19 protein-coding genes and 1 pseudogene are annotated in these 19,279 nt (G+C 59.5%); 14 read left to right on the top strand and 6 right to left on the bottom strand.

Features of this window, described 5'->3' with window-relative positions; translation table 11 throughout:
* Window positions 1-104: 104 nt before the first annotated feature.
* Together JQ611_RS06390 and JQ611_RS06395 are read left to right on the top strand one after the other, a co-directional pair.
* Window positions 105-1,028, top strand: a complete 924-nt coding sequence (locus tag JQ611_RS06390; protein WP_212465025.1) for an ArdC family protein — start codon at window positions 105-107, stop codon at window positions 1,026-1,028.
* 671 nt (window positions 1,029-1,699) lie between these two features.
* Entirely contained in the window at window positions 1,700-2,011 is a 312-nt protein-coding gene (locus tag JQ611_RS06395) for a DUF736 domain-containing protein (RefSeq protein WP_212465026.1), read from the top strand.
* 495 nt (window positions 2,012-2,506) lie between these two features.
* Here JQ611_RS06395 and JQ611_RS06400 read toward each other — a convergent pair whose 3' ends face one another.
* Window positions 2,507-3,124, bottom strand: a complete 618-nt coding sequence (locus JQ611_RS06400; protein ID WP_212464854.1) for a DUF6088 family protein — start codon at window positions 3,122-3,124, stop codon at window positions 2,507-2,509.
* A gap of 366 nt (window positions 3,125-3,490) precedes the next feature.
* Between JQ611_RS06400 and JQ611_RS06405 the strand changes: the two genes are divergently transcribed.
* Window positions 3,491-3,712, top strand: coding sequence for a DNA -binding domain-containing protein (locus JQ611_RS06405; RefSeq protein WP_249132999.1), 222 nt, complete (start codon window positions 3,491-3,493; stop codon window positions 3,710-3,712).
* Between the two features lie 9 nt (window positions 3,713-3,721).
* On the opposite strand, the gene JQ611_RS06410 is transcribed toward JQ611_RS06405, so the two are convergent.
* Window positions 3,722-4,924, bottom strand: coding sequence for an RHE_PE00001 family protein (locus JQ611_RS06410; RefSeq protein WP_212464855.1), 1,203 nt, complete (start codon window positions 4,922-4,924; stop codon window positions 3,722-3,724).
* Between the two features lie 572 nt (window positions 4,925-5,496).
* Window positions 5,497-5,640: a hypothetical protein gene (locus JQ611_RS41575; RefSeq protein WP_249132974.1), complete on the bottom strand. Its 144-nt coding sequence runs from the start codon at window positions 5,638-5,640 to the stop codon at window positions 5,497-5,499.
* A 224-nt stretch (window positions 5,641-5,864) separates the two neighbouring features.
* On the opposite strand from JQ611_RS41575, the gene JQ611_RS06420 reads away from it, so the two are divergent.
* The 4 genes from JQ611_RS06420 to repC all read left to right on the top strand — a co-directional run bounded on the left by JQ611_RS06420 (window position 5,865) and on the right by repC (window position 10,287).
* Window positions 5,865-6,134, top strand: a complete 270-nt coding sequence (locus tag JQ611_RS06420) for a hypothetical protein (RefSeq protein ID WP_212464856.1) — start codon at window positions 5,865-5,867, stop codon at window positions 6,132-6,134.
* 488 nt (window positions 6,135-6,622) lie between these two features.
* Window positions 6,623-7,828 (top strand): plasmid partitioning protein RepA, encoded by a 1,206-nt coding sequence (repA, locus tag JQ611_RS06425; protein ID WP_212464857.1) that lies wholly within the window; start codon window positions 6,623-6,625, stop codon window positions 7,826-7,828.
* A 2-nt stretch (window positions 7,829-7,830) separates the two neighbouring features.
* Window positions 7,831-8,838, top strand: a complete 1,008-nt coding sequence (gene repB / locus JQ611_RS06430) for a plasmid partitioning protein RepB (RefSeq protein WP_212464858.1) — start codon at window positions 7,831-7,833, stop codon at window positions 8,836-8,838.
* A 216-nt stretch (window positions 8,839-9,054) separates the two neighbouring features.
* Complete coding sequence (repC, locus tag JQ611_RS06435; protein WP_212464859.1) at window positions 9,055-10,287, top strand: plasmid replication protein RepC; 1,233 nt, start codon at window positions 9,055-9,057, stop codon at window positions 10,285-10,287.
* Here the strand turns inward: repC and JQ611_RS06440 are convergent.
* Both JQ611_RS06440 and JQ611_RS06445 read right to left on the bottom strand, forming a co-directional pair.
* Window positions 10,253-10,534 carry a hypothetical protein gene (locus tag JQ611_RS06440; RefSeq protein WP_212464860.1) on the bottom strand — a complete coding sequence of 94 codons (282 nt, stop codon included), beginning with the start codon at window positions 10,532-10,534 and terminating at the stop codon, window positions 10,253-10,255. The genes repC and JQ611_RS06440 overlap by 35 nt on opposite strands.
* Before the next feature lie 209 nt (window positions 10,535-10,743).
* A complete protein-coding gene (locus tag JQ611_RS06445) occupies window positions 10,744-11,037 on the bottom strand; it encodes a hypothetical protein (RefSeq protein ID WP_212464861.1) in 294 nt (97 codons plus the stop codon).
* 13 nt (window positions 11,038-11,050) lie between these two features.
* Here JQ611_RS06445 and JQ611_RS06450 point away from each other — a divergent pair, with 13 nt between their 5' ends.
* The 4 genes from JQ611_RS06450 to JQ611_RS06465 all read left to right on the top strand — a co-directional run bounded on the left by JQ611_RS06450 (window position 11,051) and on the right by JQ611_RS06465 (window position 14,801).
* Complete coding sequence (locus tag JQ611_RS06450) at window positions 11,051-11,827, top strand: ParA family protein (RefSeq protein ID WP_212464862.1); 777 nt, start codon at window positions 11,051-11,053, stop codon at window positions 11,825-11,827.
* Window positions 11,805-12,791 (top strand): ParB/RepB/Spo0J family partition protein, encoded by a 987-nt coding sequence (locus tag JQ611_RS06455; protein WP_212464863.1) that lies wholly within the window; start codon window positions 11,805-11,807, stop codon window positions 12,789-12,791. The genes JQ611_RS06450 and JQ611_RS06455 overlap by 23 nt, the downstream gene beginning before the upstream one ends.
* 418 nt (window positions 12,792-13,209) lie before the next feature.
* Window positions 13,210-13,728 carry a MobC family plasmid mobilization relaxosome protein gene (locus JQ611_RS06460; protein ID WP_212464864.1) on the top strand — a complete coding sequence of 173 codons (519 nt, stop codon included), beginning with the start codon at window positions 13,210-13,212 and terminating at the stop codon, window positions 13,726-13,728.
* Window positions 13,725-14,801, top strand: coding sequence for a relaxase/mobilization nuclease domain-containing protein (locus JQ611_RS06465; protein WP_249132976.1), 1,077 nt, complete (start codon window positions 13,725-13,727; stop codon window positions 14,799-14,801). The genes JQ611_RS06460 and JQ611_RS06465 overlap by 4 nt, the downstream gene beginning before the upstream one ends.
* A gap of 28 nt (window positions 14,802-14,829) precedes the next feature.
* Here the strand turns inward: JQ611_RS06465 and JQ611_RS06470 are convergent, their stop codons facing one another.
* The gene (locus tag JQ611_RS06470) at window positions 14,830-15,204 is read right to left on the bottom strand and encodes a hypothetical protein (protein WP_212464865.1); all 375 of its coding nucleotides are present in this window, start codon (window positions 15,202-15,204) and stop codon (window positions 14,830-14,832) included.
* Window positions 15,205-15,803: 599 nt separating this feature from the next.
* On the opposite strand from JQ611_RS06470, the pseudogene JQ611_RS06475 reads away from it, so the two are divergent.
* From JQ611_RS06475 to JQ611_RS06485, 3 genes and pseudogenes are all read left to right on the top strand, one after another.
* A pseudogene (locus JQ611_RS06475) lies at window positions 15,804-16,154 on the top strand (DUF2130 domain-containing protein); the annotation flags it as partial.
* 80 nt (window positions 16,155-16,234) lie between these two features.
* On the top strand, window positions 16,235-17,497 hold the full coding sequence (locus tag JQ611_RS06480; RefSeq protein WP_212464867.1) for an SIR2 family protein: 1,263 nt from the start codon (window positions 16,235-16,237) through the stop codon (window positions 17,495-17,497).
* On the top strand, window positions 17,494-19,269 hold the full coding sequence (locus JQ611_RS06485) for an ATP-binding protein (protein WP_212464868.1): 1,776 nt from the start codon (window positions 17,494-17,496) through the stop codon (window positions 19,267-19,269). The genes JQ611_RS06480 and JQ611_RS06485 overlap by 4 nt, the downstream gene beginning before the upstream one ends.
* Window positions 19,270-19,279 lie beyond the last annotated feature (10 nt).

Below are 19,279 nucleotides of genomic sequence, written 5' to 3' on the forward strand. Positions count from 1 at the left end.
TCGCGTTGCTACGGCCCTTCCGGGTGCGCGGACTTCGGGCCCGGCGGTGGCGGACCCCGTGAGGGGCCGCGATGGGCGCGGCCTCCAGAACGGAGGTTATTATAATGAGCAGAAACGGAGAAAAGTCGCGAGGCGAGCTGTACGCCCGCATCACAGACCGCATCATCGCGGAGCTTGAACGGGGCGTGCGGCCCTGGGTTCAACCTTGGGCCGCGAATATGTCGGGCCGCATCACGCGACCGTTGCGGCATAACGGCCAGCCCTATACGGGCATCAATGTCGTGCTGCTTTGGTCAGAAGCCGTCGCGCGCGGTTTCCGCTCTCCTATCTGGATGACATTCAGGCAGGCCAGCGAACTCGGCGCGCATGTCCGCAAGGGTGAGACCGGCAGCACTGTGGTGTATGCGAGCCGCTTCACCAAGAGGTTGGCGGACACTCACGGCGACGAAGTCGAAAGGGATATCCCGTTCCTCAAAGCCTATACCGTCTTTTGCGTCGATCAAATCGATGGCTTGCCAGAGCATTACTACATTCGGCCGGCTGCCGTCGCATCAACGATCGAGCGCAATGCGCACGCCGACGCGTTCTTTGCCAACACCGGCGCGATTGTTCGGCACGGCGGCTCGATGGCGTTTTACGCGCCCTCGTCCGATCACATTCAGATGCCGCCGATCGAAAGTTTTCGCGACACGGACTCCTATATCGCCGTTAGAGCCCATGAGACCGTGCATTGGACCGCTCCCGCTCACCGCGTTAATCGCGATCTCAGCCGCTACGGCAAGGATCGGACCGAACGCGCGCGCGAAGAGCTGATTGCCGAACTCGGGAGTTGCTTCCTCTGCGCGGATCTCGGGATATCTCCTGAACTTGAACCGCGGCCGGATCATACAAGCTACCTCGCGTCGTGGTTAAAGGTCTTGTCTAGTGAAAAACGCTTTATCTTCTCGGCTGCCGCGCATGCGCAACGCGCCGTCGCCTATCTGCACGACCAGCAGCCGAAGGCCGCAGACGTCGAGGAGGCGGCATGATGAGCGCACAACGTAATGGGCACCGGCGCTTGCCGGCCCTTGTGTTCTGCGATCAGCGATTGCAACCCCTTGCTTGGCCGCTCGACGGCCAGCGCCCCTTTATTCCTCGTGCTGGATGTCGTGACCTGACGGTGATCTTGGTTACCACCCTTCGAGGGGATGACGTTCTGGCTTTGCACAGGTTCTCGCTTTGCCGAGTAAATCTCACTCGCGGCCTGCGGGTTCACTTTGCGCTTCCGCGTGACTCCTGGCGACTGGGCAGCACGCGCTTACCTTCCCGGTTGCCGCCTCTACGAGCAAGCTTGGGGAAGTGCCGGATGTGTGCGGTGAACGGTGATCGGGGTTCCGTCCTCGGTCAAGATCGACGGTCGCAATTCGTGTTTCCTTGGCGGTTTCTTCGGGCACACCCACGTCGTCCTCGATTGGGCATGTCTGACCGAAGGGCGTTGTCGCTGCGCGCCACCTCGCTCTTATCCCCGCAACAGCCGGTGACGACTTTCTTCCCCTGGACCGCTGCGCGTCCATTCCTCGCGCAAGACAAGAAAGTCGTGCCCCTGGCTGCCCTTTACTGCGTGCCGGCCCCTTCAGGGTGCGGGTCGAGCGCCTCCGGTCTGTCGCCAGCCATCGAGGTCGCGATGGGCGCGGCCCGAGAAACTGAAAAGGACACGAAAATGGCAACCATCGGTACCTTCACCTCGACCGGCAACGGCTTCAACGGCACGGTTCGCACCCTGGCCCTCAACGCAAAGGCCAAGCTGGTTCGGGTCGAGACCCCCTCCGAAAAGGGACCGCACTTCCGCATCTTCGCCGGAAATGTCGAACTGGGCGCGGCCTGGCAGAAGACCGCAAAGGACACCGAGCGCGATTACCTCTCGGTCAAGCTGGACGACCCGAGCTTCCCGGCTCCGATCTACGCCACCCTGATCGAGGTGGAAGGCCAGGAAGGTCTCCAGCTCATCTGGTCCCGCCCCAGCCGGGACTGACGGCCCGACCTTAGGCCCCGCCGAAAGGCGGGGCCTTTCCTCGGGTTCCCCTGCAATCTTGTCGAGCAGCGCGCTTCCCCGGCAAGAAACTCATCGAAAGACGTTGGCAGCAAACCGCCCGGCGGGCCCCAAGGAAATGAATCGACAAAGGTCGGCCTTGAAATTCCTGTCTCCTATCCAGCGAGCGGGCGAGATGGAGCTGGATTGCGAAAAGCGCCACGCTGCGTCACGTGCCGTCAGAGAAAATCTTGCAGCCGTGCGAGTTCGATGACATGCGCGGCCGATAAGACCTCGGTAATTAGTGGGGCTGCTGCGCAGTATGTATTTCATATAAGTGACGCGTCGCTTCAGGCTTGGCCATGAACTCCCGTATGCACGCCCTTAGCGTTCCTTCGGCCACCAAGTATGGACCCGTGCCATCATTGCGACGCGCATTATTCAGCGAGGGCCATTTGCGAAGGATGGCAGGAACGTCAAATTTAACGTGAGGTCCGGTCATTCATTCACTCGTCGAGACCGGCGAACTTTTCCATCGACCGCACCGGACATGGCGATAGAGACGAGTGTCGGCCGCATCCAAGCGGGCGCCTGAACGGCGCTCGTGGCGAGCGCTTTCTTGTCGCTCGCCGACAGCCGCAGGGCGGCGACGCGAGCGACGTCGGCCGCCCGCATCGCGCCGAGATGCCTCAGCGCCTGAACGACGGTGCCAGCCGCGCTGCCGGGAGCGATCAAGTGCTTGGGTGAAGCGTGCCGTAGATAGACGATCCGCTTGCCGAGCACGACGCGGCGGGACGGACCGTCGGTCAAATAAGTGTTCTTGGCAGGAACCTGGGTGGACAGGCCGAGGGCGTTGGCCGCGCGAGCGCCGGCAATCTGTACCCGCGAGTTCGTCTCCCGAGCAAGCGCTCGCGCGACATCGTCGGGTCCGGGCGAGAGCGGGCCGAGCTCCGGATGCACCTTGGGGAAGTCGTAGAGGCCGCGCACCAAGCGGCGCAGCCTGCCGCCCTTAGCCAGCCGCGAGAGCGCCTGATCGACAGCCGCGCGGCCGGCCATGTCGAGGAAATCAGCCGGCGTGAAGACGCTGCCGCGCCCGCCGGTGCGGGCGCGCTTCATGATCCTGTCCGGAACTGAGGATGGTGCAATTTTCATGTCAGAAAATAGTACATGTTTTTCTGACATTCAAGATTTCAAAACCATCCGCCCCCTCCCGATCCCGCCCGCCTGCTTCGCGCTTGTGCTGGCCGCGACGACCAACAAAGGCGGCGCTCGACGCTCACGTTTGAGCCAGCCGAGGCCTGCAGCGCTTCTTGAGCGCCGAACCACGGCGGGCGATGCTGATCAGGCACCACGTGGTGCGCAATATGGGACTGCCCCATAATGTGTTGACCGCGGTATCCTCGCCTTGAGTCCTTCCGGATCGTCCATGCAAAAACCGCCGTCGACCCAGATGTCGCCGACGCGGCGCCGACTGCGCCCGCTCTGACCGGCTATGACGAGCGGCACCAGGTCACGAATCTGCGCTTGCTCGACGCGGAAACCAACGGCGCCGATTGGAAAGAGGTTGCGCGGATCGTGTTGCACCTTGATCCGGGCCGCGAGCCTGATCGCGCCCGCCGCGCCTGGAAACCCCATCTCGCCCGCGCCCACTGGATGACCGAGCACGGCTATCGGCATCTGCTTCGTGGCGGCGCACCCCACTGACTCGGCACCCTACAAGATGCCCCATGCCCGATAGCGTGCCCTCCCGGTGGCCTCGCGCAAGCCGAGCTCGGCGACGAGGTTTTGGGCCGCACGGGGCGTGATCTCGAGCTCGGCCGCGATCATGCCGGCCGAGACGATCGGCCGGGTCAGCACGTAGTCGAGGAGATCCGGCAGTTTTGAAGTGGCGCGACGGCCGGCGAGCTTGCGGGCGAGCAGGTTTCTGGTCATCAGCCAGCGGTCGTGGTCCTTGCGGCCGACCTCGGCCGCAGCCGAAAGCGCATCGAGCTGCACGGCGAGCCGCGCCGCGGCGTCGCGTGGCCGCCGGCGCTCGCGCGGAATGCTTTTTAGCCCGGCATGCAGGCACGGCAGATGCCAGCGCGCTTTGCCGCGGTCGCGCAACAGCGCTGCGGCCAGCAGACGTCCGAGCCAAGGCATATGTTCGAGCGGTTCGATGGCGCCCCAAGCGTCGGCGGCGATTGCCGCCGCCAAGGTCGGCGGCAAGCCGCGGGTTTGATCGACCACGGCGCGCCAATGGTCGAGACGTCCGTCCTCGTCCCAGTCGGGATCGTAGATTAGGGGGGCCCGTTCTGGCCGCGACCGAGTCTCGTCGGCGAGCCTGCGCTCCGCCCTGGCGTTCGCGGCGTCGACCGCGGCGAAGGCGGCCGCCAGGTGAGGATCGGTGTCGATCACGCCGCGCGGCGCATCGAGATCCACCTCGTCCCCCTCCGCACCCTCATTGCCGCCTCCAAAACTTCCCTCATCGCTCTTTCGGCGGCCCTTTTCCTCCTCTCGCTCGCCCTGTCCTCGAAGGCCAGCAAGTCCGGCATCCGACAGCGCCCAATCGGGCTTCGCCTCGGCGATGCGCCGGCGGGCGCGCAGGACGGTATGGGCCCGGGTCAACTCGTGGGTGGGGGTACGGACGTCCATGCCGGCGTCGTGGAGCACGAGGTCATCGAGGTGGACAAGTTCGCCGTCAAGCCACAGACTGGCGCAGGCGTCGGCGAAGTGCGTCCGGCTGATCGCGCCGTCGCGGATTGGGCTTTTGGCCAGCCGCTCGTCGAGGCGGGCAACAGTGTCCTCGGCGGCCGCGAGCGGCCCGGCGAGCTGAGCCCAGGGCAGCGGATCGGGGATTTGATAGTTGGGTGTCAAGACCTTGATAACCCTAACGGGAATCGACCAAACGGAAGCTAACACAGCATTGGATTCCGTCATAGCGACCCGTGTTCTCCGGTCACTGCTCACTATCAAATCACCAAATCGGTAGTGTTGGACGTCAGAACTCGATTTGACGGCCCAGATCCCGGAAATGGCGACCGCCGAACGCCAGATCGACGAGAGATCGCATCCGTGCGGCCCGCCAATCGCGCGCTTCGATATATGGAAATTCCGGCAATTCCACAAAGACTTGCGGCTTTCGCGGTACGTTAGGTAGATTCATATATGGTCAATTATCTATTAACGCCCTCCCCCTCCCTCTCCCGGACGCGGCTTCCATCAATGTCATGCTTGCTGATCTCGATCCGGCTTCGGCCGACGACGATTCGTCCCTGCCGTTGTTTGCTTCGATTTCAGTAGGGCGCGGAACGATGAGGAGTACTGACGTGATGCCCCGTGGGTTCGACTGGAGGGATACTTTCTTCGGATTGCGGCCCTGGATCACCGGGCGACGAGGATGTTGTCAGCTGACAACAACGTGTTCCGGCGATTGGTGGACGTATGGCTAGCCTGTCCGCGTCTCCCATCACCTTCATGAGCAGCACGCAGCTCGATATCCGCGACTATGCCTACTTCATTCGCCTCCCTTGCCGCCCGCCAAGGGAGCGACTGTGCCCCTCGAAGGCGTCGAGCGCGATCCGTGCCGTCTCCGGCGGCACCGCGACCACGGCGATCTCCATCAGCGCGAGATAGTCTTCGACCGCCTGCAGCACGGCATGCCGACGTCGCGGCGGCCCTGTGCTGCGAGGTACAGGCCCGCATATGGCGTCGACGGCAAAGCGATGTCTCGCAAGCTCGGACATTGGTGGAAAGGGCAGGAGGGTCCGTTCGCCTTGCCGAGCCAGGGCTCGGCGCTGCGGGGCGGGTCGAGCACCTCAGCGATGAGCCGGCGGTGCCGCTCAATTCATGTGATCCGAAGTCGCCAACGTTAGCACGCTTGGCGATCCAGTTCGGTCGCACCAATACTGGCGATGTCAGCGACGAGGGTTGTTTCTGGTCGGACCCTAGTCAACCTGCGCGAATGGCAGCGGCAGACATCACGAACGGTACGGTGTTCTTCACCGAGCCGCTGTGGGATGGCGAGTTCGAAGCCGGGGAGTTTTCCGCTCTCATATTCGGCCGAGGCCGCGCGAAAGTCAGCTACTACAGGACTGAGCGCAGTCAGCGGCGCGCCGCCCATTTGGGAGTTTGCCGAGAACGCTACTGAGTTGTCAGCGTACAACTCGAAGCGAGCCGTCCGTCTCGAGGCTAGTCTAGTCTAAAGTTTGAGCCTCAATCGGCAGAAGGCCTATCGAATTATCCGCTTGGACATAAGCTTACTTGAGCTTACTTGCCGGTTGCTCTCAGATCGGGCCCAGTTAGAATTCGATTCGATTCGGACGTCAACGGTCGCAGCGGTCCGCGTCCAATAGCGAAGACCAATTGCGATCCGTGCGCTAGACCAGTCCGTCGCTTGCTGCCGTCCTCAGTCCAATCGCGGTAACTGATTCGGGTCGCCGTTAAGTTGTCAGCGTACAACTGCGTGCTTCTCATGCAATCGTGTGTGACGGCGGCGGGTGGTGCCTCAAAACACTCGTAGCCGTTAACCACTTGTTAACTCAATAATCCTTGCGGCTTCGAAAGAATCGGGCATTACTAATCATCAGCGCATTTTGAGACCAACTGCTCAAAATCCCGCAGATGCAGAGATCTAGAATGCCGACGTTAACCAAGCCCCTCGACGATAATGTGCGTGATCTCCGGTCGCTGATCAATGCCGACGCGGCAGAGCTTTCGACACGATTGCGCGCGCAGCAACTGCGAGACTTCCCGCCAGCGGCGGAGAAGACCATCCGTCGATTCTCATCGGCCGAAGCCGCACGCTTTATCGGCATCGCTGAGGGTTATCTTCGGCAACTGGTTTCCGAAGGGAAGGGCCCCGCTGCACCGCCGAACAGCCGTCGCAGCTATTCAATTGAAGACATTGACGCGCTGCGAAGCGACCTCGATAGCGCCGGCAAAGGCGCCCGCCGGTACGTTCCACACAGGCGCGATGGCGAGGCTCTGCAAGTCATTTCGGTGATGAACTTCAAAGGCGGCAGCGGCAAAACCACGACGGCCGCGCACCTGGCTCAATATCTTGCGTTCCGCGGCTACCGCGTCCTTGCAATCGACCTCGATCCGCAAGCGAGTCTCTCAACACTGTTCGGACACCAGCCCGAACTTGATGTCGGCGAGAATGAGACGATCTACGGTGCCATCCGCTATGATGCCGAACGCCGCGAAATGCCGGAGATCGTGCGAGGCACCTACATTCCGAACCTGCACATCGTTCCGGGGCAGCTTGAACTCATGGAGTTCGAGCACGAGACGCCCAAAGCGTTGATGACGCGTCAGAGCGACGACTCGATGTTTTTCGCCAGAATTGGCGAAGCGCTGGCCCAGGTCAGCGATGCCTACGATGTCGTGGTGATCGATTGCCCCCCACAACTTGGCTTCCTCACTCTCTCCGCCCTATGCGCAGCGACGTCAGTCCTGATCACCGTGCATCCTCAGATGCTCGACGTGATGTCAATGTCCCAATTCCTCAACATGACCGGAAGCCTTCTCGATGTCGTCGCCAAAGCCGGCGGCGCCACTCAATACGATTGGATGCGTTACCTCGTCACTCGCTACGAGCCCAGCGACGGACCACAAACGACGATGGTTGGTCTCATGCGCTCAATCTTCGGCTCGCGCGTGCTGACTCACCCAATGGTCAAGAGCACCGCGATCGCTGATGCGGGGCTCACCAAGCAGACTCTGTATGAGGTCGAACGACAGCAATTTACCCGCGGCACCTATGATCGGGCCACCGAAGCGCTTGACCTGGTGAACGGAGAGATCGAAGGCCTGATCAAGCAGGTCTGGGCCAGGAGTTGACGATGGCGCGCAAGATCAACTTTGATCCTCCCGTGACGGAACCCTCAGAAACGCACGAGGTCGCCCCGCAACGCGCGCGCCCGCTTCTCGGGCTTGAACGCACCATCAAGCAATCCGGTGCGCTTGGTGCGATATCGCACTCGCTTGGCGGCATCTCCGAGAAGGTAAAGCGTGCGGAGGAAATCGAGCAGAAGCTCATTGAAGGGCAGGTGATCGTTGATCTCGATCCGGCGCTCATTGACAACTCCTTTGTGCCGGACCGCATGGAGGCGACGGAGGAGCAAAACGCTGCATTCTGCGAGCTCATCCGCCAGCACGGCCAGAACGTACCAATCCTTGTTCGTCCGAAGCCCGGCGGCACCGAGCGCTATGAGGTAGCATTCGGGCACCGCCGCCTGAGGGCCGCGCGTGAGCTCGGAATAAAGGTGAGGGCGGTGGTTCGCTCCCTCACCGACGAGCAACTGGTCATCGCGCAGGGCCAGGAAAATAGCGGTCGCACTGATCTCACCTTTATCGAGCGCGCGCGTTTCGCAGCCCGGCTTGAGGATCGAAAATTTTCGCGCGAGATCATTATGGCATCGCTGAACGTCGACAAAGCCGCCCTCTCGCGGCTCATCGCGATCGCAACCCGGGTGCCCGCTGAGGTTATCGACGCCATCGGGCCAGCCCCGGCCTTCGGCCGTGTAAGGTGGCAGGAACTCACCGATCTGCTGGAGCAGGAGGCCAATCGTGCTCTCGCCCTCGATATCGTCAAGGCCCCAACTTTCAACGGGTTGGACACCGACAAACGTTTCGAGGCGCTTGCCGCGGGCCTGCGTAAAAAGACGTTGCGCGCGCGGGCCGAGAATTGGGCTGCCAAGGACGGAACGCATGCTGCCAAAGTCTCTCGCGTCGGCAAGAGGCTCACTCTGACATTCGACGATCGCGTAGCACCGAAGTTCGGCGACTTCGTCAGACAGAAGTTGCAGACCCTTTACGACGAATTCAAAGCCGGCGATCCCCCGGCATGAACCCAGCTTGCCCGGTCGGAATGAGCCGACTGGATCAGGACCACCGTAACCAAGTCGGAGAACCATAGGCAAAAGAAAAAGGCCCCCGTCACGTTGCCGTTCCGGAAGCCCCTTCTTTGTATTCGCACCCAAAGAATCACACTTCCGCGAATCAGTGTCAAGCGTTTTGGCGTCGTTTCGGCGAGCGGATTTTCTTTGCCCAACTAAGGCAAAGACATGCAGTCACATCCTCCAACGACGCCCTTTGGGCGGCGATCGCTGACGCTTGCCCATGTGGCAAGCCAAATGGGGGCCACGGCGCGACCGCCCGAAAAGGTCGTGCATAAATGGAACATATTCCACGCCATCTGTACGGCGCGGCCGCGCCTTGGTGTCTCCGAGCGTTCACTTTCCGTGTTGAACGCGCTTTTGACCTTCCATCCGGAGACGGCCCTGACAGGGGAGGACGACCTGATCGTCTTTCCGTCCAACGACAAGCTCACGTTGCGCGCACACGGCATGCCCGCTTCGACACTACGCCGGCATCTCGCCGTCCTGGTCGACGCTGGCTTGATCATTCGGCGCGATAGCCCAAACGGCAAACGCTACGCGCGGAAAAGCGGCGCTGGCGAAATTGAGCTTGCCTTCGGCTTCGATCTGTCACCGCTCGTCGTGCGGTCAGAAGAGTTCGAGCACCTGGCGGCTGACATTGAAGCAGAGGCGCGCGCGCTCAAGCTTGTGCGCGAGCGCGTCACTCTGTGCCGGCGCGACATCGCCAAGATGATTGCCACCGGCATCGAGGAAGGCGTCCCGACACGCAGGGGAGGGCAGGGGCCGGCCGACTGGCAAGACGTCCACGCCACGTTCAGGGCAATGCTAGCCCAGATTCCGAGGACCGCCACCCGTCAGCAGCTCGAGCCGATCGCTGACGAGTTGTCTCAACTCGCCGACGATGTGCTCAATCTTCTGGAAGCACACATCAAATCCAAGAATCCGAGCGCCAATGAGTCCCAGTCTGAGCGCCACATACAGAATTCAAATACAGATGCCCCTATTGATCTTGAACCTAGCCTCCAAAAAGGCAGGGCGGGGGGAGCTGAGCTAAAACTTCAACCATCGCGAGTCGCGGAAGGTTCGTATCCGTTGGGAATGGTCCTGAGTGCATGCCCGGACATCGTCGATTATGCGAAGGGCGGGATTTCGAACTGGCGCGATTTCCTGGCCACCGCGGGCGTTGTGAGATCGATGCTGGGGATCAGTCCGAGCGCCTGGGAGGAGGCGCAAACCGTCCTGGGCGAAATGCAAGCGGCGGTCGTCGTCGCATGCATCCTGCAGCGTGGGACGACGATCAGATCAGCTGGCGGCTACTTGCGCGGACTGACGCGGAAGGCGGAGGTCGGGGAATTTTCCCTTGGGCCAATCCTGATGTCGCAGATCAATTCTCGGCTTCACGAAAAGCGACGAGCTTGAGCGAGGTGAAGATGGGGGCTGTGGCAGGTTTCGGCTTGAGCGGGCTAAGCGAGATTGTTTGGCGCATTTCAGGCGACGTTGCCGACCTCACGCGAGCCAGGTGAAAGCGATGATCATCAGTTTTCCTCGGCTCCAGTGGTCGCTCCGGTTGCATGGCTTGGATACCTATGGCCGTCGGCGGCCGGTCATCACTGGAGAAGAATCCCTTGCCGTATTCCTCCGGAAACGGGTCGGTCCGGGATTCCATGCGCTCGCGCCCTCGGCGGCAAAATTATTTGGTAGGAACGGGTCCGGCGAGCTTATCTCTCGTCGCCTTCGCTCCTCGCCCTGCGGGACGTTTCGGGCGGGATGCCGCACGGCGCTTGCCCGCTGCCTGCGTTCGGTGGACATCGGCTCTGTTCGTCTTTCCAGCCAATACGGGCATCGCGAGGTGGCTGAGCCTTTGAATGTGTTGGTTTAAACCAACACGGGCAGGGGGGCCGCGCGTTCGGTTTCGTTAGCTTCCGGCACCACCAATGCCGCCTGTCCAATGGCGCGAACTGGTTTTGATTGAGCGCTTTCTTTGTTTGGTTTGGCCACCTGACTCTTCTGGCAGGGGATTTTGTGCCCGGTTTTCGGGAGTGTGGGGCACGCGCTGGTCCATTGCGGGTGTTGGTTCAAACCAACACCCGGGATGAGGAGGCCGGTCATCAAGGTAGGCGCGGCGCGCTGGAGGAGGAAAATCGATGAAACGGGCGCAGATAGTTTCATCAAGCTTCATCCGATGAACACGATCGTCATCAACAATCAAAAGGGCGGCGTCGGCAAGACGACGCTTGCAGTGCATCTGGCCTGGTTCATGGCGGAAGCTGGCCGCCGGGTTCTGATGATCGATGTTGATGCGCAGGGCAACGCGACAGACACGCTCAAGCAGCATACGGGGTCGACTTCGGCGGCCGATCTCTTCAAGCCCGCGACCCGACTTGCTGCTGGCGAAAACAACGGTATCACGCTGGCGCCGGCCGACAGCTCCCTGACGGATATCGATCGCGGCAATGCTGCTGCCGTCATGACCCTGCAGCAGAATCTCGCCGATGTCGCCGAACGATTCGATATCTGCGTGATCGACACCCCGCCGTCGCTTGGCCTTCGTAGCGTCGCTTGCCTGGTCGCCGCCTCCCATGTGCTGGCGCCGATTTACCTGGAAGACTATTCCGTAAAAGGCGTCAAAGGCCTGATGCAGACCGTGATCGGTGTTCAACGACGGTACGGTCGCCAGGACACGACATTCCTCGGCCTGCTGCCTTCGAACTTCAATACCAAGTCGCCTCGCCAACGAACGCATTTGGAGCAGTTATTGCGCGAAGCGGGCAAGTACGTGTTCCCAGGCCAAATTGTTGCAAGGGACGGCTATGCCGAAGCCGTTGCGGAACGGGTGCCGGTCTGGAGCTTGAAACGCCGATCGGCGCAAGAAGCGGGTCGAGAGATCCGCGCGATTCTCACCAAGATCGCAGAACGGCTTGATCAGGAGACAACTAGTGACGCTCGATCTCAGCTTTAAGGAACTCGTCGACGCCGCTGCAAATCCTAACGCGACAACCGGGAGGCCGCTCACGGTCGCTATCGACTGCATTGACGAAGACCCCGATCAACCACGCCGCAACTTCAGCGAACAGGAACTGGAGGAGCTGTCGCAAACGATTCGCGAGCATGGCGTGCTGCAACCCATCATTCTTCGCCGTTCCAGTGAGGATGGACGGTACGTCATCGCTATGGGCGCGCGCCGGTACCGCGCTACGCAGCGCGCGGGACTGCGTGAGATACCCGCATTCGTTCGAGACGTGGGCTTGCCGGATCGATACGCGCAGATGATCGAGAATATCCAGCGCGATGATTTGCGCGCGCCTGAGATCGCGAGGTTCATCGCAGACCGGCTGGACGCCGGCGATACCCAAGCGGATATCTCGCGCAAGCTAGGGAAGCCAAGAGACTGGGTGTCGCGCTACGCGTCAGTTCAAGGCATGCCGGAATTTCTCCGGGCGAGACTTGAGGGAAGTTCGATCCGCGCTCTTTATGAACTCTACCAGGCTTGGCGCACGCATCCGGACGAGATCGAACGGCGATGTGCGACGCAGGACAGCTTCACCGACGCACAGGCTCGGCAACTGGCCCGGGACGTACGCGCCGCGGCCGACCGCGCCAAGGGCCAGGACCAATCGCCTGCTGGACCACCTCGATCCGAAAGATGCGATCTCCCGCCGGAAGCTGTTCTGCCACGTATCGGTGCCAAAGGCCGAGAGGCAGCACCCGATGATCAACTGCCAAAAACGCGCCTCGTGTCACAATCGAAGTCGGCGCCATCGCTGGCAATCAGGGTTCGGTATCAGAACCGGGCTGGTCAGCTGGTTGTTGATCGGCTTGCAACGCAAGGCTCCCGTCACGCTGTGGTGTTGGTCGATGGTTCGGACAACGCAGAAGAGGTTCCAACGTCGGCACTCACGATCGAGGAGATCGTGTCGAGATGAACTCGTTCGACACCTTCGCAGCCGCAGAGACAGACTACCGGCGTGTGGCGGCGGAGCGACTTTCCCATCCGAAGGATGGCGCGTTAGCGCAGCAGCCGAAGGCCGAACGCGCTCCCCATAGCGCTGTAGTGAGGCCGCAGGCTGCTGGAAAGTCGCGGTCCACATCGCCGATGTTAGTTAGCTTGTTCGTTTACTTTGTTGCCGGCGGATCGGTGATCGCGATGGCTACTTGGTCAAAGAGGGACCGCGGGCGGAATTTGGCAGAGAGGGCAGGGCCCGTCGCGTGCTTCGCCGTAGCGAGCCCTGAACACACAGAGTATTGGTTTGAACCAACACCGAGGGGTACGTTTTTTTGCTTTCTAGTGCAGGATAGGCTTCGCGCCAGCGATGTATTACATCGCGATTGGGATTGGAGTGCATGGCTCTGATCTCGCTTCGCGTCTCCGACGAAGTCGCGGCGGAGTTCTCAGTTCTCGCAGCGACCCAGGGCGGCAAATCCGCGCTGCTGCGGCGTCTCATTGCTGATGCACTAGATGCACCAGCGCCGCGCATCTTGGCATTGCCGGTCGGACGGCCGGAGAAGGTGACGGTGCGATTTCGCGAGAGCGAGATGCGGCAGCTCGCAGAAGTTTCACATCAGCGTGGCATGACCCGAACTGGCTGGATCGTCGCGCTGGTGCGCTCCCGATTGGGGTCGCCAGTGCAACATTCCCCAGAGGAGCATGCCGCGCTTCGCGCCATCGTTCGCGAGCTCAACCGCATCGGAGGCAACATCAACCAGATCGCGCGCGCCGCAAACACCAGCGTGCTGCAGCGCAGGGCGGTTGAGCCCGATCTGTCCGCAATTCAAGAGGCCAAATTGGTCATTGAAACGGAACTCGCACAATTACGGAATGCGTTGAATGGCAACGCGGATTATTGGGATGGACGGCGATGAGTCGGCGCCGCTCGCCGCGGCCGACCGATCTGGCCTCCGAACTCCCGCCGATCTCGTATGTATGGGAAACGCCCAATCGGCGTCCACGGGGGGCCGAGTGGGATATCCCCGATCCGGCCGCCCCCGGCCGCCTTACGCCGGCGATTCGTGCAAAGCTCGAACGCATCGTGCGGCGGGCACCAGAGGTGATGGTCAAGATCACCGGTCGCACAAAGGGCGTGGTGCATCTCAAGTCGCACCTGGCATACATCACGCGCAACGGTGAGCTCGATGGCGAAACAGAGCAGGGCGCGGCGCTGACGGGTCGTTCCGGATTGAAAGACCTACAGCAACGCTGGGAGGATGATGCGGGTCTCGACGACAAACGCCGCCGCGACGGATCGCTTTCGGTCAACATCATTCTGTCGATGCCGGCTGGCACCGATGCCATCGCAGTCAAGGATTCGGCGCGGGCATTTGCGATCGAGACTTTCGGTCACAATCACGACTACGTCTTCGTCCAGCACCTCGACGATAAGCATCCCCACGTGCACTTGACCGTTCGGTCCTTGGGCCATGACGGCAAGCGCCTCAACCCCCGCAAGGCGCATCTTCAGGCCTGGCGGGAACGCTTTGCCGGCGAACTTCGGCTTCGCGGAATCGCGGCGGAGGCAACGCCGCGGCGAACCCGTGGGCGCATTCGAAAGGCCGACCGTGGGGCGGTGTTAGCTTTGCGCAAACGAAAGGTCACGCCTGATGTCGATCGGCTGGCGCGCGAGGAAATTCTCCGCGAGGTGAGGGGTGGCAAGACGACCGAACGACCTTGGAACGCCCGAATTTGGTCACGTCAGGACGCGATCCGGCAGCGCTATCTGGACTACGCGGCCGAGCTGCAGCGCTCTGGGACGGCGCGCGATGACGCGCTCGCGCGGCAGATTCGTCAGTTCGTCAAAGACATGCCCGCGGTCGAAACCCGCCGGCACGTGTTGAAGAGGGAGCTTTCGGAGCTTGCCGATAACCGGCGGCGCGACGCGGAGCAGGGCGTCATTGCCGACCAGCGCGGCGATACGCGAGGCGACGAACGCAGCAAGTAGCCCACCGCGGCTCTGGGCCTGAAATCGGTCAACCATTATTTGGGCTATGCCGGATGGACCTGGAATTTGCCGCAACGTTCGATACGCCTGGAATATACCCTAGTTGCTGCTCCAGGGCGATAAGGGCCTGGCGGGCTACCTCCAATGTCGTAGTCGCCTTGCTCATGGCGTCCCACGCTTCGTTCGATCGCAAGATCGCAGCCAAGCCAGTTTGAAACAGATTGTCTTTGACTGGTGGTGCGCAGTCTTCGAGGATTGCGTGTTCAAGATCGGGCAGCATCCCCGTCAGCGCTCGCTGCGCTGAAGCTTCCGCTTGTTCCTGGCTCTCAACCCTGGCGAGAGCCTTGCGATAATGCCGCAGTGCCTTGATGGTTTTCTTTTCAAGATCGGCTCGGTCGCTCAATGGCGTTCTCTCCCGAGAGAATGTTCAAACCGCTAGATGCCACCTGGAAACAAACGAAGATTTAACGCCGTACATGCAGCGGCGATGCGTTGAAGAAATCAACTCTTGAATCCCCCGCCTCGAAAACCTCTTCTGAGACGATCTCTATGGGACGGCCCCAGAGCAGGGGCCGGCTATGTAGGTCTGATCGTGCGGGGCGTCAGAAAAGAAGGAACTGCTCTTTCTTAAGAACCGGCAGCGATTCGCCTTTAACCTGCTTGGCAGGCACGTTCTTGATACTCGTCTCTCCGATCTTCAACTGACTCAATCTTACGCAGATTCTTCGCTCCTGAGGGCAGGGAAAGCTATTGTTATCTAAAATCCGCCTCACCAAAGCCCGCCAACATAGTGCCCGCCCAAGAATTTTGGGTGGAAATATAGAAAACTCAGCTGGCACCGCGCACGATTCGCCAAGATCATGTATGGTGGAAGTCGCCGCGTCCGGCTCGCATTAGTTGTGTTGGCTGTAGGAATAATTGGAATTCTAAATGAGCGAGCCAACGATCGTCTGTCCGAACTGCAAGACCGAATTCAAGTTGAATGAGTCACTTGCTGCGCCGCTTCCCGTGGCGATGTCTGTCAGACAATCACTCATTTCTTTGTCGGCTGCATGTCAGGCAGGCGAAGGTCAACAAACCAAGATGGAGGTGGTCTATCAATACCTGACGGGACCGCGTTTCCGTCACCGCATTGAAGCGATCGTCGAGAAGTTCTCTGACATGCATTCGGATCTCGAAAAAGAGCGCAAGGCGACAACCCGCCTTTGGGCAAAACGGGAAATGCAGATTAAAGGCGTGATCGAGTCTACGGTTGGTATGTATGGCGATCTGCAAGGAATAGCAGGTAAGTCACTTCAGGAAATCGACGGGTTGGACATGCAACTCCTCAAACCTCCGAAAGAAGATTCCGACAGCCCTGAAGCTAACGACGAGAGCGACACAAAGTCGCGTCAACAATCTTTTTCGCTAAAAATAATTAGGGGAGACAGCCTTTGACCACAACATTTGACCCTGTTCGCGAGGCGGAAGAGCTTCGCGAGCAGTTAGGTTCCGATCGGCGCCGATTACTTGTGTTCTTTGGTGCTGGCACATCTCAGGCCGTTGGCATTGACGGAGTGGTGCAGCTCACCAAGAATGTGGCGAGCGATCTAACGGGGGACCAGCGTGCTCATTACGATAGACTTCTCAGTCAATCTGGTACTGGGGCCCACGTAGAGCATGTATTAAACCGAGTCCGTCTTTGCCGAGAAATGATTGGGGACAGCAAGACGGTCGAAGCTGATGGGATCAAGGGTGAAGACGCTACGAAGCTAGATCGAGCTATTTGTAGCGCCATTTATAATCGCGTAAAGGTCGATCCTCCCAAAGGCTTCCAACTTCATGCGGAGTTCGCAGCATGGTTGAGTTCCATACAGCGGACCAAGCCCGTCGAGATTTTTACGACCAACTACGATCTGTTAATTGAGCGCGGGCTTGAGATCGCAATGGTGCCGTACTTCGATGGATTTGTCGGCACGGTCAACCCTTACTTCTCTGATGCTGCCGCAGATTTCAAAGATGACAATGATAATCAAGTCCACATTCCCCGATCTTGGGCGCGACTTTGGAAAATTCATGGGTCAATCGGTTGGCGAGCTGCAACGGAGGTTGTGACGGGTACAAAAAAGATACTTCGTCTTCCGCTTGTTCCGCCCACTACCAACGATGACTTGATGATTTTCCCTTCGAGGGAGAAGTATTTAGATTCTCGGCGGCTTCCTTTTGTTGCGCTTCAGGACCGGCTACGCCGGCTAACGGCCTCTGGAGAATGTCTTCTCCTTATCGCCGGGTACTCTTTTGGGGATCAGCACATAAACGATATTATTTTTGGCAATCTGCGTAGCAACAACCGCTTTTCTGCAACTGTATTGTCATTTGACTCGCTTAAAACCCTCGGCATCGGGGAGAACTTGATCAAGCCAGCACAAGGTATCAGGAATCTCACGGTTTACGGACCGGATATGGCTCTCGTTGGTGGCGTTCTGGGCAAATGGTCAGCTCCTGCGAAGCCTCCTGCAAGCATGACGAAATGGCCGTTTTGGGATGACGCGAGCGGTACGTTTAGTCTAGGCAATTTCGCGAACTTTCCCAATTTCCTACGAGAGTTCATCGGTGCCCGACAGCTCACGTTTATATCGCCTGCACCGCCGGTTTCGTCCGCCGCGCCCGTGACTCCGACAGCTCCGACGCCCGTAGGAGCGGTGGTAACACCATGAAAGACGAGGCGACCTATCTAGGAACAGTCCGCCGCGTGATCGGGGCCACAGTTTACGCCACCCTTTCGTCCGACCTTCCCTCGACGAGTCCTATTGTGCATGGCCGCGTTTACCGAGTAGGCCAAATTGGTAGCTTTGTTCGAATTCCCTTGGGGTTCTTGAATGCCTACGGAATCGTATCGATGGTTGGTGCCGCAGAGGTTCGCGGGGACTCGGCACTGGGGCCGGTTGCGGCCAATGCCGAGTGTACGCTGGAGATCAAGTTAATCGGCGAAGCATATCGGGGGTCGCCATTTCAACGTGGCTTGAGTATCTATCCGACCGTGGATGATGAGGTTCATGTCGTTACCGAAGACGATCTTGCAAAAATCTATGCGCCATCGGGATCTTCGGCGGTTTGCATTGGAACTCATTCAGCGTCCGAAAGCTTGGCGGCGACCCTTGACTTAGACAAGTTGGTAACGCGCCACGGCGCTATCCTGGGGTCAACCGGCGCGGGCAAATCAAACACGGTTGCGGCGATTCTAAAGGCGATCACAAGCGGCTCCTTGCCAAAGGCACAAGTCATCGTCATTGATCCGCACGGTGAATATGGGGCGGCCTTCAAGGGCATCAGCCGAGTTTTCAGCATTGGAGCCAAAGACCATCCCTTTTTGCTCCCCTATTGGTGTTTGTCGTTTGATGAGCTTGGCTGGTTTCTGGTCGATCGCCGTTCCGCGTCAGAGACCATGCAAGATGGCAATTTGCGCGACAAAACGTTTGAGATGCGACAGCAAGCTGCTGCAGTTGCTAATGTGGGAAAAAAGCAAAGCAAGCTTACCAGTGATGAAATCACGGTCGACTCCCCGCTACCATTTGATGTGAAGAAACTATGGTACCACTTCGACCGCTTAGAGCGGGTCACCTACAAAGATATGACCCGAACCAGCGAGGAGCTTGTCAAAGAAGGGGATGGGGCGACCCTAAAGTCTGCTCAATTCAAGCCGGCTGGTGCTGGCTCATCTGCGCCATTTAAGCCTCAGCCGCCGCCTGTTATGGCGTCATATACAAATAAGATTCTGCAACGTCTGCGTGACCGTCGTTATGACTTTTTACTGAACCCTGGAGATTACGACGGGGTGAAGCAAGATTTGGGTGATCTCGTTGACACCTGGATAAATCACGACCAGCCCATCACTGTATTTGACCTCGCCGGTGTTCCTCCCGAAGTCATCGATCTTGTTGTTGGCTTACTTTCGCGAGTTTTATTTGAAGTCATGTTCTGGGGAAGAGATTCCCCGGATATGGGCAAACAGCGTCCTGTACTGATGGTGTTCGAGGAAGCCCACCGGTATCTCCCAAGCGGCGAGGGCTTTTTCATTCAGGGCTATGCTCGCAGATCAGTCCAGCGAATCTTAAAAGAAGGAAGGAAGTATGGACTAGGTGCCCTTCTCGTCAGCCAACGACCATCTGAGTTAGACGAAACGCTACTATCTCAGTGCGGGACTTTCGTTGCCTTGCGTCTGACGAATGGTCAAGATCAAGGGCGAGTAAAGAGTGCGGTGCCGGATGAGCTGGCTGGGCTTGTCGATTTACTTCCCGCGTTGCGCACGGGCGAAGCAATTATTACCGGAGAAGCGACGCAGATCCCAAGCCGTGTTAGGGTTCAGCTTATTGAACCGCGCCCAAATAGTGGTGATCCAGAGGTTTCTAAGCTCTGGAGTGATAAGAGCAAGAAGGCGCCAGACTATATTGCTGCCGTTACGAATTGGCGTCGGCAGCGAACAACATAAAAAGGGACGG

The organism is Bradyrhizobium sp. AUGA SZCCT0182 (assembly GCF_018130185.1).
In the GTDB taxonomy this organism is placed as follows: Bacteria; Pseudomonadota; Alphaproteobacteria; order Rhizobiales; family Xanthobacteraceae; genus Bradyrhizobium.